Annotated in this window: 14 protein-coding genes and 1 pseudogene; 8 read left to right on the forward strand and 7 right to left on the reverse strand. The window is 63.5% G+C overall.

The features are described from left to right. The 6 genes and pseudogenes from ACSH0F_RS04780 to ACSH0F_RS04805 form a co-directional block, all read left to right on the forward strand. Nucleotides 1-2,091: pseudogene (locus ACSH0F_RS04780) on the forward strand (hypothetical protein); the annotation flags it as partial. A 27-nt stretch (nt 2,092-2,118) separates the two neighbouring features. Further along, nucleotides 2,119-2,820 (forward strand): OmpA family protein, encoded by a 702-nt coding sequence (locus ACSH0F_RS04785; protein WP_435200395.1) that lies wholly within the window; start codon nt 2,119-2,121, stop codon nt 2,818-2,820. Nucleotides 2,821-2,833: 13 nt separating this feature from the next. Next, on the forward strand, nt 2,834-4,258 hold the full coding sequence (locus ACSH0F_RS04790) for a TolC family protein (protein WP_435200397.1): 1,425 nt from the start codon (nt 2,834-2,836) through the stop codon (nt 4,256-4,258). Between the two features lie 19 nt (nt 4,259-4,277). Further along, complete coding sequence (locus ACSH0F_RS04795) at nt 4,278-6,428, forward strand: ABC transporter transmembrane domain-containing protein (protein ID WP_435200399.1); 2,151 nt, start codon at nt 4,278-4,280, stop codon at nt 6,426-6,428. Beyond that, nucleotides 6,425-7,426: a cell wall hydrolase gene (locus tag ACSH0F_RS04800; protein ID WP_435200401.1), complete on the forward strand. Its 1,002-nt coding sequence runs from the start codon at nt 6,425-6,427 to the stop codon at nt 7,424-7,426. The genes ACSH0F_RS04795 and ACSH0F_RS04800 overlap by 4 nt, the downstream gene beginning before the upstream one ends. Then, entirely contained in the window at nt 7,423-8,691 is a 1,269-nt protein-coding gene (locus tag ACSH0F_RS04805) for an HlyD family type I secretion periplasmic adaptor subunit (protein ID WP_435200403.1), read from the forward strand. The genes ACSH0F_RS04800 and ACSH0F_RS04805 overlap by 4 nt, the downstream gene beginning before the upstream one ends. A gap of 9 nt (nt 8,692-8,700) precedes the next feature. Here ACSH0F_RS04805 and ACSH0F_RS04810 read toward each other — a convergent pair whose 3' ends face one another. From ACSH0F_RS04810 to ACSH0F_RS04840, 7 genes are all read right to left on the reverse strand, one after another. Then, nucleotides 8,701-9,669: a transglutaminase-like cysteine peptidase gene (locus ACSH0F_RS04810; RefSeq protein ID WP_435200405.1), complete on the reverse strand. Its 969-nt coding sequence runs from the start codon at nt 9,667-9,669 to the stop codon at nt 8,701-8,703. Between the two features lie 206 nt (nt 9,670-9,875). Next, on the reverse strand, nt 9,876-10,256 hold the full coding sequence (gene rplL / locus ACSH0F_RS04815; RefSeq protein ID WP_435200407.1) for a 50S ribosomal protein L7/L12: 381 nt from the start codon (nt 10,254-10,256) through the stop codon (nt 9,876-9,878). A gap of 81 nt (nt 10,257-10,337) precedes the next feature. Further along, nucleotides 10,338-10,853, reverse strand: a complete 516-nt coding sequence (gene rplJ, locus ACSH0F_RS04820; protein ID WP_435200409.1) for a 50S ribosomal protein L10 — start codon at nt 10,851-10,853, stop codon at nt 10,338-10,340. A 324-nt stretch (nt 10,854-11,177) separates the two neighbouring features. Next, nucleotides 11,178-11,438, reverse strand: a complete 261-nt coding sequence (locus ACSH0F_RS04825) for a hypothetical protein (RefSeq protein ID WP_435200411.1) — start codon at nt 11,436-11,438, stop codon at nt 11,178-11,180. 34 nt (nt 11,439-11,472) lie between these two features. After that, nucleotides 11,473-12,204, reverse strand: coding sequence for a hypothetical protein (locus ACSH0F_RS04830; RefSeq protein WP_435200413.1), 732 nt, complete (start codon nt 12,202-12,204; stop codon nt 11,473-11,475). Next, complete coding sequence (locus tag ACSH0F_RS04835) at nt 12,201-12,440, reverse strand: helix-turn-helix domain-containing protein (RefSeq protein WP_435200415.1); 240 nt, start codon at nt 12,438-12,440, stop codon at nt 12,201-12,203. The genes ACSH0F_RS04830 and ACSH0F_RS04835 overlap by 4 nt, the downstream gene beginning before the upstream one ends. Continuing rightward, nucleotides 12,440-12,952 carry a DUF2975 domain-containing protein gene (locus ACSH0F_RS04840; protein ID WP_435200417.1) on the reverse strand — a complete coding sequence of 171 codons (513 nt, stop codon included), beginning with the start codon at nt 12,950-12,952 and terminating at the stop codon, nt 12,440-12,442. The genes ACSH0F_RS04835 and ACSH0F_RS04840 overlap by 1 nt, the downstream gene beginning before the upstream one ends. A gap of 360 nt (nt 12,953-13,312) precedes the next feature. Between ACSH0F_RS04840 and rpoB the strand changes: the two genes are divergently transcribed. Continuing rightward, a complete protein-coding gene (rpoB, locus tag ACSH0F_RS04845) occupies nt 13,313-17,497 on the forward strand; it encodes a DNA-directed RNA polymerase subunit beta (RefSeq protein WP_435200419.1) in 4,185 nt (1,394 codons plus the stop codon). A 63-nt stretch (nt 17,498-17,560) separates the two neighbouring features. Continuing rightward, nucleotides 17,561-21,889 (forward strand): DNA-directed RNA polymerase subunit beta', encoded by a 4,329-nt coding sequence (gene rpoC, locus ACSH0F_RS04850; protein WP_435200421.1) that lies wholly within the window; start codon nt 17,561-17,563, stop codon nt 21,887-21,889. Nucleotides 21,890-21,934 lie beyond the last annotated feature (45 nt).

The raw sequence follows: 21,934 nt of genomic DNA on the forward strand, positions 1-21,934 counted from the left end.
GTGGTAGGCACCGATGCCGATGGCGACAGCGTCACGGCCACCGGCTCGCTGACCGTGACGGTCGATGACGACAGTCCGGTGGCCGTCACGGGCGGCCCGGCAGGCGTGACGAACGGTCCCGCGCCGATCAGCGGGCCGTTCCTGCTCGATCTCGATGGTTCGCTGGCCGATAATTATGGCGCGGATGGACCGGGAACCGTCCGGTTCCCCGACAGCATCGACGGGACCGACAGCGGCCTAACCTCGAGCTTCCAGCCGATCATCTACAATCGCGTCGACGACCACACGCTGCAGGGTGTTGCCGGCGGCGTGGTGATTTTCGAAATTACGCTCGACCCGCCAACGGCAACCTATCGCGTCGACATGGACGGAACGATCGATTCGACCAGCGACATCACGTTCAACCCGCTGACGAACAATTTCGTCGGGGGCAATTCGAGCTGGGCAGGCTTCGTCCCCAATAACGAGGACGCGACTACCGATATCGACAACGACAGTCTCGATCTGCTGCTGACCCCACAGGTCAACGGCCTCGACGACGGTACGATCAACTCCAACGATTTCGCCGGTGGCGTCGGCGGCGGTCCGGGCCAGGGTTCGGCAGTCGGAGCGACCGAGACCTTCAGGGTGGATTTCGTGGTCGACCTGACCGGGAATCCGGCCGACGGTACGGGCGATTACGATCGCCCTGCGAACCGCGACTTCGACTTCGACCATCACTACACGGTCAACGGCGCTTTCGCCCTGTTCAAAAGCACCAGCGGCTCCAGCGTCAGGATTTCCGCATTCGATGACGACGACGGCCTGTCGCCCACCGATCCGCCCAACACCCTGCGCGCCGAGAACGATGTCGGTGACGGAGCGATGGATGTCATTACGGGCGTTTCGATCGTCTATCGCGGCGTCGGCTATCAGGGGCCGGGAGGCGAGAACCTGATGACGGCCAGCGGCACCTATACCGTCAACGGTCGCGAGTTCGTGGTGACCTTCAACGCCGACGGATCGGTGACGGTCGACAACGTCGAGGGCGATCCCGGGAATTCGCAGGTCGGTACGCAGATCGCCGTGTTCACCGACGATGGCTTCAATAGCGTCGAATACGAACACGTCGGCGGAGAGCCGTTCCAGATCGGCGGGTTCGGCGGGTCTTCGATCACTACCGACCCGGTGACCTGGGGCGTGCCGGTCGAAGTGGTGGATTTCGACGGAGATGTGTCCGGCACGGCGGGCCTAACGATTACCGCGACCACACCTACGGTGAGCGGTGCGCCAAGCAGCGCGCAGACCTTGGCGGAATTCGATGGCGCGGCCGTGCAATTGCTGGCCGCCAATATCGACGAGGCAATGCCCGGTGCGTCGCTGGTCGGAGCTTCGCTTTCTCTGGCGCTGCCGCATCACGGCATGGCCCGCCAGGCAGGTGTAGGTGCCATGGCGGCCGCCGCAGTCGGTCTCGCAATGAACCACCAGTTGTTCGAGCACGATGCGCACATCGAATTGCCGATCGGCGATGCCCGGTTCGAAGCCATCGGTCTGCAGCCCATTGCCTCACCGGTCGCTTTCGAAGCCACGCCGGCGCCGTTCGAACATGCTGCAAGCTTGGGCACCGGCATGAATCTGGAATTCGCCCCAGTCGTTCCCGATGGTGCCACGCTGTCCGCGCAGGACGTTCCCGACATGCCATCGCTGGCAGTCGCAGGGAGTGCGTTGCGCGGCGCTGACCAATCGTTCCAGTACGACGGTAGCGACATCGAGGTGACCGGGCTTTCTGCCAGCGCGGTCCCTCTGGGCGATCACACGACGGGTATGGAAGCCTTGCTGGCGATGGCCGAGACATCCGCTGAAGCTCCAGCAAGTGGAGCCGCGAGCGACAGTCATCCGGCCATCGCGGACATTGCGGCAGAGGCCGAGATCGATCGCCTGGTCGAGCATTTTGCCGAGGACATCACGACGATCGAGAGCGCCGGGTCCGCGGGCTTCGACGATATGGCGAGCCTGCTGGCGATGCAGGTCGAATTCGATGTCGGGGGGCTGGCACGCCAGGCCGTGCTGCCGGATGCCGAAATTCAGGTGAATACGCCGACCGACGTCTGACCATCTCGGAGGAAACAGGGGGAAACAATGACAAGAACAAAAATCATGGTGGTGGGCACCAGTGCCATGCTGGCGCTGGCAGCGTCGCCCGTAGCTGCCCAGGACAATTGGCAGGACAGGGACATTTCGTCGCTGCGCGGCGAGACGCAGCAGCGCTACGATGCGGCTCTGGCGCTTACCGATGACGCTGCGGTGGTCGAAGCGAACGACGCGCGGTTCATCTGGGCATCCGAAGCCAAGGTCCAGTGCGGTATCGCGCTCGGCTATCTCAAATCGCGGGCTCGGGATCCCGTATCGCTCGGCAAATGCCGCGATGCCTATGCGCGCATGACGCAGACGACGCGGGCGATGGCGCCGCCGCCGCCGCCTCCCCCTCCTGCCGAAGCCTGCAACACCGAGCTGCCCGGCCTGATTTTCTTCGAATTCGATTCCGCCGTACCCGGGACGGAGGCCAGCCAGATTGCAGATTATGTCGCCCAGAATGCGGCGGCTTGCAGCTGGCGCAGTTTCAACGTGGTCGGCCATGCCGATCGATCGGGCAGCAGCGCCTATAATATGGACCTGTCCCAGCGGCGTGCGGATGCCGTCGCCAGCCTCCTGGGCTCGCGCGGGATCGCGACCGGATCGATCGATACTACGGCGCGCGGCGAGGAAAACCCGCGTGTGCCGACGGACGATGGCGTGCGCGAACTACAGAACCGGCGCGTCGAAATCCTGGTCAACCAATAGGAGGAGGGAAATCATGCGTAAGCCAACCCTTATAGCCATCGGCGCAGCTCTGCTCGGCGGTGTGGCGCCCGCAGCGATGGCCCAGACCGCCGCGGTGGAAGCAGTGCCTGGCGACACCCAGTCCGTGACCATGCAGGAAGCGATCGCCGTCGCGATGCAGTCCAACCCGGAAATCCTGCAGGCGCAGTTCAACAAGGAGGCGATCGAGTTCGAACGCGAACAGGCGCAGGGTCTGTACTACCCGCGGGTCGATATCGAGGCCTCTGCCGGAGTGCGGCGACTGGAGAACAATACCCGCCGCACCCTCGGTATCGCTTCCGACGAGCTGTATCCCCTGGAAGCCGGCATCACCGGCGAATGGACCGTGCTCGACTTCGGTCGGCGGCGCGGTGAATTGCTGCGGCAGGCAGCACGGGTCGACGGTGCATCGCTGCGCGTTGTCGAGCGTTCGGAATTCGTCGCGCTGCAAGTGGCGCGGCAGTATCTCGATGTGCTGCTGCAGCAGCGCGTTGCCGCAGCATCGCAGGACAACGCGGCGTTTCATCGCAGCCTCGTGGCCGATCTCGGCCAGGGGGTGGAGCAGGGATCGATCAGCATCGCGGATCGCCAGCAGGCCGAAGAGCGGTTGCAAGCGGCGCTCGTGCAGCAGGAAGAGGCGCTGCAGGGCTTGCAGAACGCCTTTATCAGCCTGCGTCGGTTGACCGGACTCGACGTAACGGGCGCGAGCATGCCGCCCAATCTCGCATCGGCGATGCCGCCAGGCCTTGAGACGGCGGTTGGGCAGGCGCGGCTGCGCAACCCGCTGGTTCGCGAAGCGCAGGCGGACGTGGATGCCGCCAACGCGCTCGTGAAGTCGGCCGAGGGCGATTACTGGCCGACCGTCGGCCTCGAAGTAAGAGGGCGCGTCGGTGAGGATATCGACGGTTTTGCCGGCGAGACCAACGATATCCAGGGGCGCGTCGTGATGCGCTGGAATATCTTCGATGGCGGCATCAAATACGCCCGCGCGCAGGAGACGATCCGTCAGGCCAGCGTGGCGCGCTACGCCCTGCACGATCGCCAGCGGCAGGCCGAGGAAGACGTTCGCCTCGCCTGGCAGGCGCTGGAAACGCAGGGGCGGGTGGTTCAGGCTCTCGACCGCCAGAGCCAGGTCAGCGACGATTTGCTCCTGTCTTACAGAAGCCAGTTCAATGTCGGCAGGCGTTCACTGCTCGATGTGCTCGATGCGCAGAACACGCGTTACAACACGCAGGTGCGTCTCGAAACGGCACGCTTCTCGCAATTGTTTGCGCAGTATCAGACCCTTGCTGCTACCAATAACTTCCTCGACGCGTTGCAGATCGCGCCGGGTGCCGGCGCCGGGGCGGCGGAGCGCGAACGCTTCGACTTCGGGCCTCCGGTTCCTGCGGAATTGCAGCGCCGGGTCGAACCGGGCTGAGGGTGGAGCGGGACAATAGATGATGTCCAAAGAGGGGGAAATTGAGGCAGGCGTCGAGATAGACTCGCTCAGCGAGTGTATCGCGGAAGCCGCGCGCCGCTTCGGCCCCTCTTTCGACACCACGCTGCTCGTTCAGCTGCCCAAGAACGAGCGCGGCATTCTTCCCTGGCACCAGGCCGGGGCGGCGCTCGATCTTGCGCGCCTGAACTTCGATCCCGCCAATCCGCGCAGGCTCCCGGTCGGGGCCGCCAACTACCCCGCCATTGTGAAGTTCGCCGATGGAGAAGCCGCACTCCTGCTTGATGCGCGCGATGGCGAGATTCTCGTCTGGCGACCCGAGACGGGGCTGGAACAGTGGGAGGCGCATGCGCGGCTTGCCGGGGGCTATGCCGGGACGCTCTATCGGGTTTTCGGCGATCCGGACGAAATGCGCGAGAGCGAGGCGCCCTGGCATGCCAAGGCGCGCGGCCACTGGTTCTGGACCGAAATGCGCAAGGAGCGGCGGTCTTTCGGCCCGGTTTTCCTCGCATCGTTCCTGATCAATCTGCTGGCCATTGCGCTGCCGATCTTCACCATGAATGTCTACGATCGCGTGATCCCGAACCGCGCGGCCGAAACGCTCTGGGTCCTCGCCGTCGGCGTGGTTCTGGCCTTCGGGCTCGAATTCTTCCTGCGCCGGGCCCGGACCGCGGTGGTCGACCAGACTGCTCGTCGCCTCGATCTCAAACTGTCGCAAAAGATCTTCGGCCGCCTGCTTGCTTCCCCGCTGCAAGAGCGAAAAGGGCACACCGGATCGCTCGCTGCGCGCGTGTCCGAATTCGCAATCGTCAGGGACTTCTTCGCCTCGACCACGCTGGTCATGGTCATCGACGTGCTGTTCCTGTTCGTTTTCGTGGGTGTGATTGCCATCATCGGCGGTTGGCTCGCGCTGGTCCCGCTGACGATCATTCTCGCGATGCTGGGGGCGGGTTACGTGCTTCAGCGCAAGGTGGTCGACGCGGCGCGGGACGCACAGGCGGATTACGGTCTCCAGCAGACGATGCTGGTGGAATCGCTCGCAGGCATGGAGACACTGAAGAGCGTCTCGGGTGAGGGGACGATGCTGTCGCGCTGGCACAAGCTGGCGGACATCGGCAGCCATTCCCAGCAGCGCCTGCGCGATATCAATTCGCTGGCGGTCGGCCTGGCCCAGACCTTCCAGCAAGTTTCGACCGTATCGCTGATCGTCGGCGGTTATTACCTGTTCGCCAACGGCGACATCACGATGGGCGCGATCATCGCCATCGTGATGCTTTCGTCCCGCTCGCTCGCGCCCGCGGGCCAGATTGCCTACCTGCTGACACGTGGCCGGCAGGCGCAAGAAGCGCTCGACAGTATCGAGAAGCTCTTCGAAGGTGGGGACGAACGCAAGCAGGGCAGTAGTCTGGCGCTGGGGGCCCTGGAAAAGCCGACGATCCGGCTGGAAAACCTCTCGTTCGCCTATGAAGGCACGGCACAGTCCGCCCTTTCGGGAATCGATCTGACGATCACGCCCGGGGAAAAGGTCGCCATCGTGGGGCGGGTCGCTTCGGGCAAGTCGACGCTGGGCAGGGTGATCTGCGGGCTATACCCGCCAAGCGATGGCAGCCTTCTGTTGAATGGCATCGATGCCCGTCAGTTCAGGCCCGAATTGTTGAGGCAGGCCTTGCGCTTCGTTGGCCAGGACGCCGTGCTGTTCACCGGGTCGATCAAGGACAATCTGGCCATCTCCGGTCACGGCATAGCCGACGAGCGATTGATCGAGGCGATGCGCAAAACCGGGGCCGACATATTCCTGTCTCGCGACGCAGGTGGCTTCGACCGCCCCGTGGGCGAGGATGGCCGCATGCTGTCGGGGGGGCAGCGTGCCTTTATGGCGCTGACACGCGCCCTCGTCACCGATGCCGAGGTCCTGTTCCTCGACGAACCCACCGGTGCGATGGACAGCCACACGGAAAAGCTACTGGTAGAGCGTCTCGGCAAGGCTCTGGCGCCGCAACAGACGCTGATCATCGCGACCCACCGGCCGGCCCTGTTCTCCATTTGCGACCGGCTCATCGTGCTCGATGGCGGCAAAATCGTTGCGGATGGTCCGGTGCAGGACGTCTTGAAGCAGGCAGGATCCGAATTGGCGAAAGGGGACCCGGCGTGACCTCCCTCCCGATCGCGCGCATCGGCGGCATTCTGACCGTGGTGGCCGGATGCCTTCTGGCCGCAGCGCCTTCGATCGCACCCCTGCCGCAAAAAGCGCAGGCCATGGAGCTGGCACAGGTGCCGGACGTCGGCGATATCGCCCAGATGTCGACGGGCGAGGACCAGCCGCTCAGCGTCTCGGCGGAGAGCGCGGAGGCCCGCAACGCGGCGATCCCGCTGGCCAGATTGCGGCTCGAGCAACCCGGCCACATATCGCGCCGGGACATGTCTGCCGGCAGTCTCGCGACGGCCGAGAAATGCCTCGCGCAGGCGATCTATTACGAAGCGGCGCTTGAACCGGTTTCGGGGCAGCGTGCCGTGGCGCAGGTCGTTCTCAATCGCGTCGCACACCCCGCCTATCCGAACAGTGTTTGCGGCGTGGTCTACGAAGGGGTGTCGCGCCCCGTCTGCCAGTTCAGCTTCACCTGCGACGGGTCGTTGCTGCGCCAACCGATGGCGAGCCACTGGGCATCGGCCAAGCGGATCGCCCGCGATATGCTCGATGGCGGCAGGGCTCCCGAAGTCGGCACCGCAACGCATTATCATGCCGATTACGTCGTGCCGCGCTGGGCGTTCACCCTCGGCAAGATCCGGCAGATCGGTCGGCATATATTCTATCGCTTTCCCGGCAGGGCGGGCTCGGCAATGGCATTCAACCGCGCCTGGTCGGGCCGCGAAGCGATACCCACGGTGAATTTCGCCCAGCTGCGGGACCGCTTCGCGAGCGAGGAAGAAGCGGGCGCAGAGATCGCGCATGATCTGGTGCCCGGCACCACCGTTGCACCCGATGTGACCGATCGGCACGCGGCTTCCGATGTGGGCGGGCGGCTCGATACGACGACGGGCTGGACGCTGAGCATTCCCGATCCCGTTTCCGCCAGCGCGGGCTATCGCGCCACTCTTGCAGGGCAGGCAGGCAATTCCGTCGAGCCGATGGGTGCGGGAGGCGGAGAATGAGCGGGTTGCGCTATCGCTTCGCGGGCATGGATGCGCCGCAGCGCCTGATCGCGATTGCGGCCGTCGGGATTCTGCTGCTCCTCGCATGGTCGGCCTTCGCCCAGGTCGAACAGATTACCCGCGGCACCGGAAAGGTTATTCCGTCGAGCAAGGCGCAGCTTGTCCAGCCGGCCGAACCGGCCGTCATCTCGGAGATTCTGGTCCGTGGAGGGCAATCGGTCAGCAAAGGCGACCTCCTCGTCCGGCTCGACGATACCCAGTCGGCTTCCGCCCTGGGCGAGCTCGAAGAAGAAAACCGCAGGCTTGCTGCGCGGGCCCAGCGGCTGGAGAACGAAGCATCGGGCGGAGCGGCCGGGTGCGAGGCGGGCAGCCTGTGCGCCGAAGAACGACGGCTGCAACAGGTGCGCACCGCGACGGCCAGGGCACGCGAGAGCGCGCTCGGCTCGGCCATCGAACAGCGCCGCCGCGACCTGCAGGAAGCGCAGGCGACTGCCTCGGCCCTCGAAAACAGCGTACGGCTCGCGCGCGAACAGGTGCAGATGCTGGAGCCTTTGGCCCAGAAGAATATCGTCCCGCAAACCGAATTGATCCAGGCGCAGCGGGACCTCGTGGACACCCAGGGCCGGCTGGCTGCGGCGCGGCAGGCCGTGGGCCGGTCTTCGGCGGCTATCCGGCAGGCGCAGGCGGATCTCAGCCAGGCACGCCTCGATTTTCGCCAGCAGGCGCTTGCCGAGCGCAGCGAAGTCACCACGCGCCTCGCGGTCAATGAGGAATCGATCCGCGGCGCTGCAGCGCGCCAGCAGCGCAACGAACTGCGCGCGCCTGCCGACGGGATCGTGAATGACGTCCAGATTACCACGGTGGGCGGGTTCGTGAATGCGGGCGAGAAGATCATGCAGGTCGTGCCCGTTGGCGACAAACTGCTGGTAGAAGCCCGCATCGCTCCGAGCGACCGGGCCTTCATCAAGGTCGGCGATCGCGCGAATGTGAAGGTCACCGCCTATGATTTCTCGATCTACGGCGGGCTGCGCGGCAAGGTGCAACAGGTTTCGGCCGATAGCATCTACGACGAAGCCGAACGCGAGGCTTACTATACCGTGGTCATCGAAACCGACCGGTCGTTCATCGTCAAGAATGGCCAGCGCCTGCCGATCGTGCCGGGCATGATCTGCGACGTGGAGATCATTACCGGACGCCACAGCATCCTGACCTACCTGTTCAAGCCGGTAAACAAGGCCCTGGATCGGGCGATGACCGAACGGTGACGCCGGCGATCAATAGCCGTGCAGCCAGCTCTTGCGGCCGCTGAAGCTCAACACCGGCCGGTAGTCGTTGGCCGAGCTGGCGTCGAGAACGGCGTCGCTTGCATTGTCGAGCATGCGGAACCCGTCCGGAGTACGCACGATCAGCACTGCATGATCGGCCCTGCGCGCGAGATCCCGTGTGATGGTCAGGAACATGTCCTCGCGCGGCACACCGGCTGCAGCGAGCATGTGCATCTTCAAAAGAGCGTAGTCTTCGCAGTCGCCTTGGCCAAGGCGCAGGGTCTTGCGGGGTCCGGCCCAATAGTCGGCCTGCCCGAACAGGTCGCGATCTTCCTTGTAGGTGATCCGCTGGTTGACCCAGCGATTAACGATAGCGAGTTTGTCCTCGAGTCCCTCGGACTGTCCGAGCAACTGGCGCGCCGAGCGACCCACGGAACCGCGTTCTCGATTCACCCGGTCCCACGAGGCGTCGAAATTGGTCGTTGCGATCGGCACCCGGCGGCTGGCGAGGAAGTCGTTCGGTCCCGGCAAGCTTGTGTCGGCAATGGGTGAAGAAAGCTGCGCCAGTCTGGCGGGCGCCGTCCCTGGGCTCGAAGCGCAGTCTGCCATCGGGGGAAGGGCCAACGCTGCCGTGGTGGACATCGTTTCGACCGGCGGTTCGGCCGTTCCCGCCCCCGGCATCAAGGGGCCCATCGTTTCGAACCCATCCTGCCGTGCGCGGATCGTTTCGAGCGCACTGGACGCACCGCCGAGAATCGCGGATGCCTTCGAGACCCCCGTACCGGTCGGTCCAGACGATGCGAGGGACGCGGACGCTGCAACCGGACACACGCCCGTCGACAAGGCCGAACTCAGGGCGGGAAGGATCACAGGTGCGTAAACCTGCGCCGTCGCCGGAGCGGCAGTCATCCAAGCCGAGAGTCCGAGGCCGAGCGTGGCGAAGACCTTGCGGTTCGGAAAGGTGAGGCGCTTTTCCATGCAGCATGGATTAGGTCGCCATCGTCAATCTACGGTTTCCGGTCTTGGTTAACGGGCGTTTGCCTCAGTGGAGCTGCTGCCCGGCTCGCCGGGACCGTATTGTAGGGAAACCACGTGCAGCCAACGCCCGGGTGGCGTACGAAACGAAAAAGGGCGGCGCCATCGCTGGCACCGCCCTTCCTCGATTTCGAAAGTAAGAAAGAAGCTTACTTGAGCTCGACGGTACCGCCGGCTGCTTCGATCTTGCCCTTGATTTCTTCGGCTTCCGCCTTGTTGACGCCTTCCTTGAGCGGCTTGGGCGCGCCTTCGACAAGAGCCTTGGCTTCGGTCAGGCCCAGGCCGGTGATGGCGCGGACTTCCTTGATGACCTGGATCTTCTTGCCACCATCGCCGGTCAGGACGACGTCGAATTCGTCCTTTTCTTCGGCTGCAGCACCACCGTCAGCACCGCCGGCGGCGGGCCCGGCAACGGCAACAGCAGCGGCGGCGCTGACGCCCCACTCTTCTTCCAGCGCCGTGGCGAGCTCGGCGGCTTCCATGACGGTCAGTTTCGACAGTTCTTCAACAAGCTTGGCGATATCGGCCATGATGTTTCACTCCAAATAATAGGCCGGGGCGTCCGAACGGATCGACCCCGATGAATATGTGTTCTTTGCGAGAACCAGCTCTTACGCGGCTTCCTTGGCGCCATAGGCACCGAAAACGCGGGCGAGCTTGGCTGCGGGTGCGTTGACGACCTGGGCAATTTTCGTTGCCGGGGCGTTGACGAGACCCACGATCTTGCCACGCAGTTCGTCGAGGCTCGGCATCGAGGCGAGTGCCTTGACCCCAGCTTCGTCGAGTACGTTTGCGCCCATCGAACCGCCGACGATTTCGATCTTGTCGGTGGTCTTGGCGAACTCCACCACGGCTTTCGCCGCAGCGACCGGATCCTCGGAATAACCGAGGGCGGTCGGACCACTCAGGAATTCTTCGATTCCCGCATAGTCGGTGTCCTTCAGGGCGAGCTTGGCGAGACGGTTTTTCGCGACCTGGTAGGACGCACCGGCTTCACGCATCTTCGTACGCAGTTCGGTCGACTGGGCGACCGTAAGGCCCAGGTTGCGGGTCACGACGACCACGCCTGCCTGGTTGAAGACGTCGCTGAGCTGGGCGACCGCGTCGGCTTTTTGCGAACGATCCATGCCATACTCCTTCACTATGGCCGAAACGGGCGAACCCGCAGCGACCGGCTACGTTTGTCCATGTCACCTAGGCGACACGGGCGAGTCCGTTGATGGGGGAAGGAGTGCGCCGGACTGCTTGGAGTTCTGACGCGAAACGGCGAGCGCAAGGCCCACCGGAAAATCTCTTTTCCCCGTCTAGGCCGGAAATTAAGACCGGCCAATCCCGGTCACCAACTGTCTCGGACGGATGAGGGCGGATATAAAGACACCCGCCTTCGGGGGCGGGCCTCTAAGCTTTTCTGGCGGAGAGTCAAGCGAAAGCGCGTTTCGCCGGGCTCTCAATTATTCTGCGGGAGGGGTGCCCATGTCCTCGTCCATGACGGGGGGCTCGTCCATCGGCTCCATGGTTTCGTCGGCGGGCACGACGTCGTTCTGCAGCGGGCCGTCTTCGCCCGGCTGGTACGTCTCGTCGGTCGTCTCGCCGGTTCCAGCGGTCACGGCCTCGGGCGCGAGGTCTGCCGTGTCTCCCCCGTCGGGCGCTTCTCCGCAGGCGGCCAGCGCGATGGTTAGGGGAAGGGCGGCGAGAAGGGCGGATGTTTTCATGATCTGTCTCCGTGGGTTTGCAGTGGAAATGGCCTCAACTCGCCGATGTTCCCGCTGCAGCGCCTTCGATCGGCGCAGGCCGGGTGGCAATCGTGTACTGCGCCGCGACCATGACGATGCCGAGTAGTGCGGTCACGAAACTGTCGACGACCAGCAGCATCCACTTCAGCCCGTCGCCCTCGACGAATATCGCGCCGATGCCCAAAGCGTAGTGTATCGCCATGAGCGGCAGGATCGCCGCGATCGAGAAGATAATCGCAAATATCGCGTCGCCTGCCATGACCCTGATCGATTGGGCCGGCGTGACGAGAATGCCCAGCGGGGCCGCCACCACGAACCGCACGATCAACGGCATGAAGATGAGGGAAAAGACGAAGAACCCGATCCCCATGTAGCCGTCGGTCCAGACGAACAGCGAAAGCCACGCAAGCAACAGGCTCAGCGCCAGCATGAGGCCGAAGAGCGTGACCGCCTTGCGCGGGAAAGCGAGAGCGAAAGCCCGGTCGCCACCCCAATGCAGCCAGCGGATGACGAAATAGCCGACGACGTTCAACGCCGCGACCTTCGCGGAGCCGAACCACATGCGCGCCGGATCGTTCTCCACGGCTTTGGCTCCTTCCACGCCGTCGTACATGCCGATCTGCATTTCGATCACGTGCTGGACGAACTCGGCGACCAGCGGGATCGCGAAGACGAGCGGCAGGGCGGCAGCAAAGGCGAGGCTGCTGCGATGCACGTCGCGAAAGGCGGTCAGAAAGTTCCTCATCGATTGTCCCCCTTGGACTTGTCGTAGTTCAGAAGATCGCCCGGCTGGCACTGCAGTTCGCGGCAAATCGCCTCCAACGTGGAGAAGCGGATCGCCTTCGCCTTGCCGGTTTTGAGGATGGATAGGTTAGCGAGCGTCAGTCCGATGCGTTCGGACAGTTCGGTCAGCGTCATGCCGCGATCCTGCAGCAGCTCGTCGAGCCGGACCGCGATGGCGTGCGTATCTTCGGCGGGCATCAGACGGTGCCCTTCAGATCTTCGCGCATGGCAGCACCCTCGCGGAAGACTCGCGCCAGCAGGAACAGCAGCAGTACAGCGAACCATCCTGTAAGCGAGAAAGTCCAGCCGAAATACTCGCCGCTGGCTTCGCTCGCCCAGATCGAAATCTGGCCGAATACGAGGTCGAGAATGTTGACGACCAGCAGCGCCCAGCCGACGATCATGAGGCGCTTGGCGTTCAACTCGCTGAATGCCCGACCTTCGGCCGCGTCCCGGAGCAAGGCGATGAGCCGAGTGAAAATGAGATGGATGCAAACCGCCATCGGCACGACGAGGGCACATGCCGACACAAGCCATGTCCACACGGCCTCGACCGCCTGCCGCCCCTGAACTTCAAAGGCCTGCGTGATCGCTGGATAGAAGTGCTCGTTCGCCAGCAGCAGGGCAGCAAGGAGCAATGCGAAAAGCACGGCCCCGATCCAGTTGAGCCAGTTTGCGATGCGTAACAGCCAGATGGTGGTTCCGAACACGAGCGAGTCTCCCTTATCGATTTTCGATATGAGCCGTTTCGTCCTTATCGTCAATCGATAATATCGAAAAACGATATGCCTGTCGGAGCGTCCGCCGCTTGACCCTGCGCCGGTGGCTCCCTATATGCCCTCTCGACCGACCGCTTCGAGCGAGTCCGATTCATGCGCGGGGATCGGAACCAGGATGGAAGCGGCGTTTCCATATCGCGACGTTCTAGAAGAGCTGCAGCCGCCGCCCGACCGGGTGTGCATGTCCTGCGGCTTTTTCGCGTCCCGTATGGCTTCTCACGCGCATGAGACATGAACTTCCGGCCCTGTTCTGCGGGCCGATGCAGCACTGATACGAGGCACAGCACCTTTATGGCTACCAAGGCGAAGGCACCCCGCAACACATCGTCGGGCACCGCGAAACGGCGTATCCGCAAGATCTTCGGCGACATCCACGAAGTCGTCGACATGCCCAACCTGATCGAGGTCCAGCGCGAGAGCTACGAGCAGTTCCTGCGTTCCGACAAGGAAAAGGGCCATGTTTCGGGGCTGGAGAAGACGCTGCGTTCAGTCTTCCCGTTGCGCGACTTCGCCGGCACCGCCGAACTCGATTTCGTCCATTACGAACTCGAACCGCCGAAATACGACATCGTCGAATGCCGGCAGCGCGGGATCACCTATGCCGCGCCGATGAAGGTCACGCTGCGCCTGATCGTCTTCGAAGTCGACCAGGAAACCGAAACCCGCTCGGTCCTCGATATCAAGGAGCAGGACGTCTACATGGGCGACATGCCCCTGATGACGGGCAATGGCACCTTCATCGTCAACGGTACCGAGCGCGTGATTGTGTCGCAGATGCACCGTTCGCCGGGTGTGCTGTTCGACCACGACCGAGGCAAGACGCACAGCTCGGGCAAGTTGCTGTTCGCTGCCCGCATCATTCCCTATCGCGGTTCCTGGCTCGATTTCGAATTCGACGCCAAGGACATCGTGAACGTGCGTATCGACCGCAAGCGCAAGCTGCCGGTCACCGCGCTGCTTTATGCGCTCGGTCTCGATAGCGAGGACATTCTCCACCACTTCTACGACATCGTCAGCTGGAAGCGCGCCAAGGACGGATGGGAAATCCCGTTCGTCGCCGAAAACTGGCGCGGCCAGAAGCCGGCTTTCCCGCTGGTCGATGCCAAGACGGGCGAGGAAGTGTTCCCCGCCGGCCAGAAGATCAGCCCGCGAGCCGCCAACAAGGCTGCCAAGGACGGTCTCGAAACGCTGCTGCTGCCGACCGAGGAAATCTTCGGCCGCTATGCCGCGCGCGACATGATCGACGAGAAGACCGGTCGCATCTACATCGAAGCGGGTGACGAAGTCGCCGCCGAGAACCTCGAAGCGCTGGACGCTGCGGGTGTCGATGCCGTCGACCTGCTCGACATCGACCACGTCACCACCGGCCCGTGGATCCGCAACACGCTGAAGGTCGACAAGGCCGAGAACCGCGACGAGGGCCTCGAGGCGATCTACAAGGTCATGCGCCCCGGCGAACCGCCGACCAAGGAAACCGCCGAAGCGCTGTTCGAAGGCCTGTTCTTCGACGGCGAGCGGTACGACCTCTCGGCCGTCGGCCGCGTCAAGCTCAACATGCGCCTCGACCTCGATGCCGAAGACACCGTCACCACGCTTCGCAAGGAAGACATCCTCGCGGTGGTCAAGGAACTGGTCGACCTCAAGGACGGCAAGGGCGACGTCGACGACATCGACAACCTCGGCAACCGCCGCGTCCGCTCGGTCGGTGAACTGCTGGAAAACCAGTACCGCGTCGGCCTGCTGCGCATGGAGCGCGCCGTGAAGGAGCGCATGAGCTCGGTCGACGTCAGCACCGTCATGCCGAACGACCTCATCAACGCCAAGCCTGCCGTGGCCGCGGTGCGCGAGTTCTTCGGCTCCAGCCAGCTCTCGCAGTTCATGGACCAGACCAACCCGCTCTCGGAAGTCACCCACAAGCGGCGCGTTTCGGCGCTCGGCCCGGGCGGCTTGACCCGTGAGCGCGCCGGCTTCGAAGTGCGCGACGTCCACCCGACACACTATGGCCGCATCTGCCCGATCGAAACGCCGGAAGGCCCGAACATCGGTCTGATCAACTCGCTCTCCACCTTCGCCCGCGTTAACAAGTACGGTTTCATCGAGACGCCGTACCGCAAAGTCGTGGACGGCAAGGTGACCGACGAGGTGATCTACCTCTCGGCCATGGAAGAGCAGAAGCACACGGTCGCGCAGGCTTCGGCCGAGCTGACCGATGACGGCAGCTTCGTGGAAGAGCTGGTTTCGGCCCGCCACGACGGCGACAATCTCATGGCGCCGAACGACCAGATCACGCTGATGGACGTCAGCCCCAAGCAGCTTGTCTCGGTTGCCGCATCGCTCATTCCGTTCCTGGAAAACGATGACGCCAACCGCGCGCTCATGGGCTCGAACATGCAGCGCCAGGCCGTGCCGCTCGTGAAGGCGGAAGCGCCCTGGGTCGGCACCGGCATGGAAGAAACCGTCGCCCGCGACAGCGGCGCGGCCATCACCGCGACCCGCGGCGGGATCGTCGACCAGGTCGACGCGACGCGTATCGTGATCCGCGCGATCGGCGATGTCGAACCCGGCCAGTCGGGCGTGGACATCTACACGCTGCAGAAGTTCCAGCGTTCGAACCAGGATACCTGCATCAACCAGCGTCCGCTGGTGAAGGTGGGTGAGACGGTCTCGGCCGGCGACGTCATTGCCGACGGCCCCTCGACCGATCTCGGTGAGCTGGCGCTGGGCCGCAACAGCCTCGTCGCCTTCATGCCCTGGAACGGCTACAACTACGAGGATAGTATCCTCATCTCCGAGCGCATCGTGAAGGACGACGTCTTCACCTCGATCCACATCGAGGAGTTCGAAGTCATGGCCCGCGACACGAAGCTCGGGCCCGAGGACATCACCCGCGACATCCCGAATGTCGGCGAGGAAGCGCTGCGCAACCTCGACGAGGCGGGCATCGTCTACATTGGCGCCGAAGTGCACCCGGGCGATATTCTTTGCGGCAAGATCACGCCCAAGGGCGAAAGCCCGATGACGCCGGAAGAAAAGCTCCTGCGCGCCATCTTCGGCGAAAAGGCCAGCGACGTGCGCGACACCTCGCTCCGCCTGCCGCCGGGCGTTGCCGGGACCGTCGTCGAAGTGCGCGTGTTCAACCGTCACGGCATCGAGATCGACGATCGTACGCGCGCCATTCAGAACGAGGAAATCGAACGCCTCCGCAAGGATGCGAACGACGAACGCGCCATCCTCAACCGTGCGACCTACAACCGCCTGCGCGACATGCTGCTCGGCCAGACCGCTTCGGCGGCGCCGAAGGGCGTGAAGAAGGGTACCGAGGTCACCGAGGAAGTTCTCGAGGGCGTCGACAAGCACGAATGGTTCAAATTCGCCGTTGCCGACGATGGTCGCCAACAGCAGCTCGAAGCGGTCAAGTCGCAGTATGACGAAGCCGTCAAGACGATCGAAGAGAAGTTCGAGGACCGCAAGGAAAAGCTCGAGCGCGGCGACGAGCTCGCCCCGGGCGTGCTCAAGATGGTCAAGGTCTTCGTCGCGGTGAAGCGCAAGCTGCAGCCGGGCGACAAGATGGCCGGCCGCCACGGTAACAAGGGCGTGATTTCGCGCATCCTGCCGGTCGAGGACATGCCGTTCCTGGAGGACGGCACCCCGGTCGACATCGTGCTCAACCCGCTGGGCGTGCCTTCGCGCATGAACGTCGGACAGATCTTCGAAACGCATCTCGGCATGGCGGCCCGTAACCTGGGCATGCAGATCGGCGAGCAGCTCGAAGAGTGGAAGAAGGCCAATCCGAACGCTTCGGAAGATTACGCCAAGGCGAAGCCGCCCGAGGCCGTGATCGACCGGCTGAAGGATGTCTATGGCGAGCAGTATACCGACGCCATCGACAGCCGCTCGACCGAGGAAATCGTCGAACTCGCCACCAACCTTCGCGCAGGCGTCCCGATGGGTACGCCGGTGTTCGACGGGGCGCGCGAAGGCGACGTGACGGTGGAGCTGGAAAAGGCCGGCCTGCACAGCTCGGGCCAGTCGGTGCTGTACGACGGGCGCACGGGCGATGCCTTCGACCGCAAGGTCACCGTGGGCATCATCTACATGCTCAAGCTGCACCACCTTGTCGACGACAAGATCCACGCGCGCTCGATCGGCCCCTACAGCCTCGTCACCCAGCAGCCGCTGGGCGGTAAGGCGCAGTTCGGCGGCCAGCGCTTCGGGGAAATGGAGGTCTGGGCACTCCAGGCCTACGGTGCGGCCTACACGCTGCAGGAAATCCTCACCGTGAAGTCGGACGATGTGATCGGGCGGACCAAGGTCTACGAAGCCATCGTCAAGGGCGACGACACCTTCGAGGCCGGCATTCCGGAGAGCTTTAACGTGCTCGTCAAGGAAATGCGCAGCCTGGGCCTCAACGTCGAACTCAAGTCGCATGGCGACGAGGACGAGGACGACGACCCCTTCGCGATCGCGGCGGAATAGGGGAGCCCAGCGCTCCCCACCGCTCTTCCGCCCATTTGAATTCACCCGTTTAGGGAAAAAGTCATGAACGAACTGACCAAATTCACCAACCAGCTCGCGAAGCCCGAGACTTTCGACGAGATCCAGATCGGCATCGCCAGCCCCGAGCGCATCCGCTCGTGGTCCTTCGGCGAAATCAAGAAGCCGGAAACGATCAACTACCGCACGTTCAAGCCCGAGCGTGACGGGCTGTTCTGCGCGCGCATCTTCGGTCCGGTGAAGGACTATGAATGCCTGTGCGGCAAGTACAAGCGCATGAAGTACAAGGGCGTCGTCTGCGAGAAGTGCGGCGTCGAAGTGACCGTGACGAAGGTCCGGCGCGAGCGCATGGGCCACATCGAACTGGCCGCGCCGGTCGCGCACATCTGGTTCCTGAAGTCGCTGCCGAGCCGCATCGGCCTGCTGCTCGACATGCAGCTCAAGCAGCTCGAGCGCGTGCTCTATTTCGAAAGCTACATCGTCACCGAACCCGGCCTGACGCCGCTGGAGAAGTTCCAGCTGCTGACCGAGGACGAGCTGCTCGAAGCGCAGGACGAGTATGGCGAAGACGCCTTCTCGGCCAGCATCGGCGCCGAAGCCGTCAAGATGATGCTGATGGATCTCGACCTCGAGCAGGAGAAGGAAGACCTGCTGGAAGAGCTCGCGACCACCAAGTCGAAGCTCAAGCCCGCCAAGATCATCAAGCGCCTCAAGGTCGTCGAAAGCTTCATCGAATCGGGCAACCGTCCCGAATGGATGATCCTCGAGGTAATCCCGGTCATCCCGCCAGAGCTGCGCCCGCTGGTCCCGCTGGATGGCGGCCGCTTCGCGACGTCGGATCTGAACGACCTCTACCGCCGCGTGATCAACCGTAACAACCGCCTGAAGCGCCTCATGGAGCTGCGCGCGCCGGACATCATCGTCCGCAACGAAAAGCGCATGCTGCAGGAAGCAGTAGACGCGCTGTTCGATAACGGCCGCCGCGGCCGCGTCATCACCGGTGCCAACAAGCGTCCGCTGAAGTCGCTCAGCGACATGCTCAAGGGCAAGCAGGGTCGCTTCCGTCAGAACCTGCTCGGCAAGCGCGTGGACTATTCGGGCCGTTCGGTCATCGTGACCGGTCCCGAACTCAAGCTGCACCAGTGCGGCCTGCCCAAGAAGATGGCGCTCGAGCTGTTCAAGCCGTTCATCTACGCCCGCCTCGACGCCAAGGGTCTCTCGATGACCCTGAAGCAGGCCAAGAAGTGGGTCGAGAAGGAGCGCAAGGAAGTCTGGGACATTCTCGATGAAGTCATTCGCGAGCACCCGGTCCTTCTGAACCGCGCACCGACGCTTCACCGCCTCGGCATCCAGGCCTTCGAGCCCGTGCTGATCGAAGGTAAGGCGATCCAGCTTCACCCGCTGGTCTGCGCCGCGTTCAACGCCGACTTCGACGGCGACCAGATGGCCGTCCACGTCCCGCTGAGCCTCGAGGCGCAGCTGGAAGCTCGCGTGCTGATGATGTCGACCAACAACATCCTCTCGCCCGCCAACGGCAAGCCGATCATCGTGCCCTCGCAGGACATGGTGCTGGGCCTCTATTATCTGTCCATGGAACGGCAGGAGAAGACGCCCGAGTTCGTCGAGAACGAGAAGGGTGAGAAGGTCGAGAAGCTGCCGATGTTCTCGGACATGGCGGAAGTGCACCAGGCGCTGGAGACGAAGCAGGTTTCGCTTCACACCAAGATCCTCGCCCGCGTCCCGCAGGCAGACGAGGACGGCAACATCGCCATGAAGCGGTTCGAGACGACCGCCGGGCGCATGCTGATCGGCGAATGCCTGCCGAAGAACCACAAGGTTCCCTTCGACATCGTCAACCGCCTGCTGACCAAGAAGGACATCGCCGACGTGATCGACGAGGTCTATCGCCACACCGGCCAGAAGGACACGGTGCTGTTCGCCGATGCGATCATGTCGCTCGGCTTCCGCCACGCGTTCAAGGCAGGCATCTCCTTCGGCAAGGATGACATGATCATCCCCGAAGAAAAGGAAGGCATGGTCGAAGAGACAAAGGCGCTGGTTGCCGATTACGAGCAGCAGTACCAGGACGGCCTGATCACCCAGCAGGAAAAGTACAACAAGGTCATCGACGCCTGGAGCCGTTGCGGCGACCAGGTGGCCGACGCCATGATGGAAAAGATCAAGGCCCGCCCGATCGGCAAGGACGGCGTGCAGGCGGAGATCAACTCGATCTTCATGATGAGCCATTCCGGTGCGCGTGGTTCGCCGGCGCAGATGAAGCAGCTCGCCGGTATGCGCGGCCTCATGGCCAAGCCGTCGGGTGAGATCATCGAGAACCCGATCATTTCGAACTTCAAGGAAGGCCTCAACGTCCTCGAATACTTCAACTCCACCCACGGCGCTCGTAAGGGCCTTGCGGATACGGCGTTGAAGACGGCGAACTCGGGCTACCTGACCCGCCGTCTCGTGGACGTGTCGCAGGACTGCGTGATCGTCGAGGAAAACTGCAAGACCGAGAACGCGCTCGAAATGCGCGCCATCGTGCAGGGCGGTTCGGTGATCGCGTCGCTCGGCGAACGTATTCTCGGCCGCACCACGGCAGAAGACATCGTCAACGCCGCGACCGACGAAGTGATCGTCAAGGCCGGTACGCTGATCGACGAGCCGATGGTCAAGGAAATCGAGGCTGCCGAAGTTCAGGTCGCCAAGATCCGCTCCCCGCTGGTCTGCGAAGCGAACCAGGGCGTCTGCGCGACCTGCTACGGCCGCGACCTCGCTCGCGGTACGCCGGTCAACATCGGTGAAGCTGTCGGCGTGATCGCTGCGCAGTCGATCGGTGAGCCGGGCACGCAGCTGACCATGCGTACCTTCCACATCGGCGGTGCCGCACAGCTCAACGAAACGAGCCATCTCGAGGCGATCTCGGACGGTAAGGTCGTCTATCGCGACATGCCGACCATCGTCGACAAGAAGGGCCGTATCCTGTCGCTCGCCCGCAATGGTGAGCTGGCCGTGATCGACTCCGAAGGTCGCGAGCGCGAAATCCATAAGGTGCCTTACGGTACCGTGCTGATGCACAAGGATGGCGGCAAGGTGAAGGAAGGCGAGCGCCTGGCGGAATGGGATCCGTTCTCGCTCCCGATCATCACCGAAACCTCGGGCGTGGTGAAGTACCAGGACCTGATCGACGGCACGACCATGGAAGAACGCGTCGACGATGCCACCGGTATCGCCCAGCGCGTCGTCACCGAAGTGAAGACTTCGGGCCGCAAGAAGAACGAGGACTTGCGCGCGCGCCTGACCCTGTTCAACGATGCGGGCGACGAGAGCGAGCATGCGCGTTACATGCTGGCGCCGGGTACCGTGCTTTCGGTCGAGGACAACCAGCAGGTCGAAGCGGGCGACATCCTCGCCCGTGCCAGCCGCGAAGCGGCCAAGACCCGTGACATCACCGGCGGTCTGCCGCGTGTCGCCGAGCTGTTCGAAGCCCGTCTGCCGAAGGACAATTCGATCATCGCCAAGATTTCGGGCAAGATCGAATTCGTTCGCGAGTACAAGGCCAAGCGCAAGATCGCGATCGTTCCCGAGGAAGGCGATGCAGTCGAGTACCTGATCCCCAAGACCAAGGTGATCGACGTGCAGGAAGGCGACTTCGTGAAGAAGGGGGATACCCTGATTTCCGGTTCGCCCAACCCGCACGACATCCTCGAGGTGCTGGGCGTGGAGGCACTGGCCGAATATCTCGTCAACGAGATCCAGGAAGTCTACCGACTGCAGGGCGTGAAGATCAACGACAAGCACATCGAGGTGATCGTTCGCCAGATGCTGCAGAAGGTCGAGATTACCGATGGCGGCGATACCGTGCTGCTGCCGGGCGAACAGGTCGATGCCGAGGAACTGGCCGAGGAGAACGCCAAGCTCACCAAGAGCAAGCAGCCGGCAACCGGTACGCCGATCCTGCTGGGCATCACCAAGGCTTCGCTCCAGACGCGTTCGTTCATCTCGGCCGCGTCCTTCCAGGAAACCACCCGCGTGCTCACGCAGGCGGCGGTCGAAGGGAAGAAGGACACGCTGATCGGTCTGAAGGAAAACGTGATCGTGGGCCGTCTCATCCCCGCCGGTACCGGCGCGGGCATGAACCGGATGCGCATCACCGCCTCCAGCCGCGACGCTGCCCTGCGCGCCCAGTGGAAGAAGGCACAGGAAGCGATCATCGCCGCCAACACTGCCGAGGAAGAGCATGAAGCCGAACTCGCCCAGGGCCCCGAAGCCGCCATCGGCGACGATCCGCTGGCGACGATGGAAGGCGAGACCCACGGCACCGACGCCGACGCGGGCGAGTACCTGAACGAGGATGCCAAGGACGGCGAATAAGCCGGCCGGTCATCCGCCAAATCCCGAAGGCCCCGCGGAGCGATC

Source organism: Qipengyuania sp. 902 (assembly GCF_051195295.1).
Lineage (GTDB): Bacteria > Pseudomonadota > Alphaproteobacteria > Sphingomonadales > Sphingomonadaceae > Qipengyuania.

Excerpts from the sequence above, each read along its gene's own strand:
- ACSH0F_RS04785 (WP_435200395.1), top strand. The coding sequence starts at position 2,119 with ATGACAAGAACAAAAATCATGGTGGTGGGCACCAGTGCCATGCTGGCG.
- ACSH0F_RS04790 (WP_435200397.1), top strand. The coding sequence starts at position 2,834 with ATGCGTAAGCCAACCCTTATAGCCATCGGCGCAGCTCTGCTCGGCGGT.
- ACSH0F_RS04795 (WP_435200399.1), top strand. The coding sequence starts at position 4,278 with ATGATGTCCAAAGAGGGGGAAATTGAGGCAGGCGTCGAGATAGACTCG.
- ACSH0F_RS04805 (WP_435200403.1), top strand. The coding sequence starts at position 7,423 with ATGAGCGGGTTGCGCTATCGCTTCGCGGGCATGGATGCGCCGCAGCGC.
- ACSH0F_RS04810 (WP_435200405.1), bottom strand. The coding sequence starts at position 9,669 with ATGGAAAAGCGCCTCACCTTTCCGAACCGCAAGGTCTTCGCCACGCTC.
- rplL (WP_435200407.1), bottom strand. The coding sequence starts at position 10,256 with ATGGCCGATATCGCCAAGCTTGTTGAAGAACTGTCGAAACTGACCGTC.
- rplJ (WP_435200409.1), bottom strand. The coding sequence starts at position 10,853 with ATGGATCGTTCGCAAAAAGCCGACGCGGTCGCCCAGCTCAGCGACGTC.
- ACSH0F_RS04825 (WP_435200411.1), bottom strand. The coding sequence starts at position 11,438 with ATGAAAACATCCGCCCTTCTCGCCGCCCTTCCCCTAACCATCGCGCTG.
- ACSH0F_RS04830 (WP_435200413.1), bottom strand. The coding sequence starts at position 12,204 with ATGAGGAACTTTCTGACCGCCTTTCGCGACGTGCATCGCAGCAGCCTC.
- ACSH0F_RS04835 (WP_435200415.1), bottom strand. The coding sequence starts at position 12,440 with ATGCCCGCCGAAGATACGCACGCCATCGCGGTCCGGCTCGACGAGCTG.
- rpoB (WP_435200419.1), top strand. The coding sequence starts at position 13,313 with ATGGCTACCAAGGCGAAGGCACCCCGCAACACATCGTCGGGCACCGCG.
- rpoC (WP_435200421.1), top strand. The coding sequence starts at position 17,561 with ATGAACGAACTGACCAAATTCACCAACCAGCTCGCGAAGCCCGAGACT.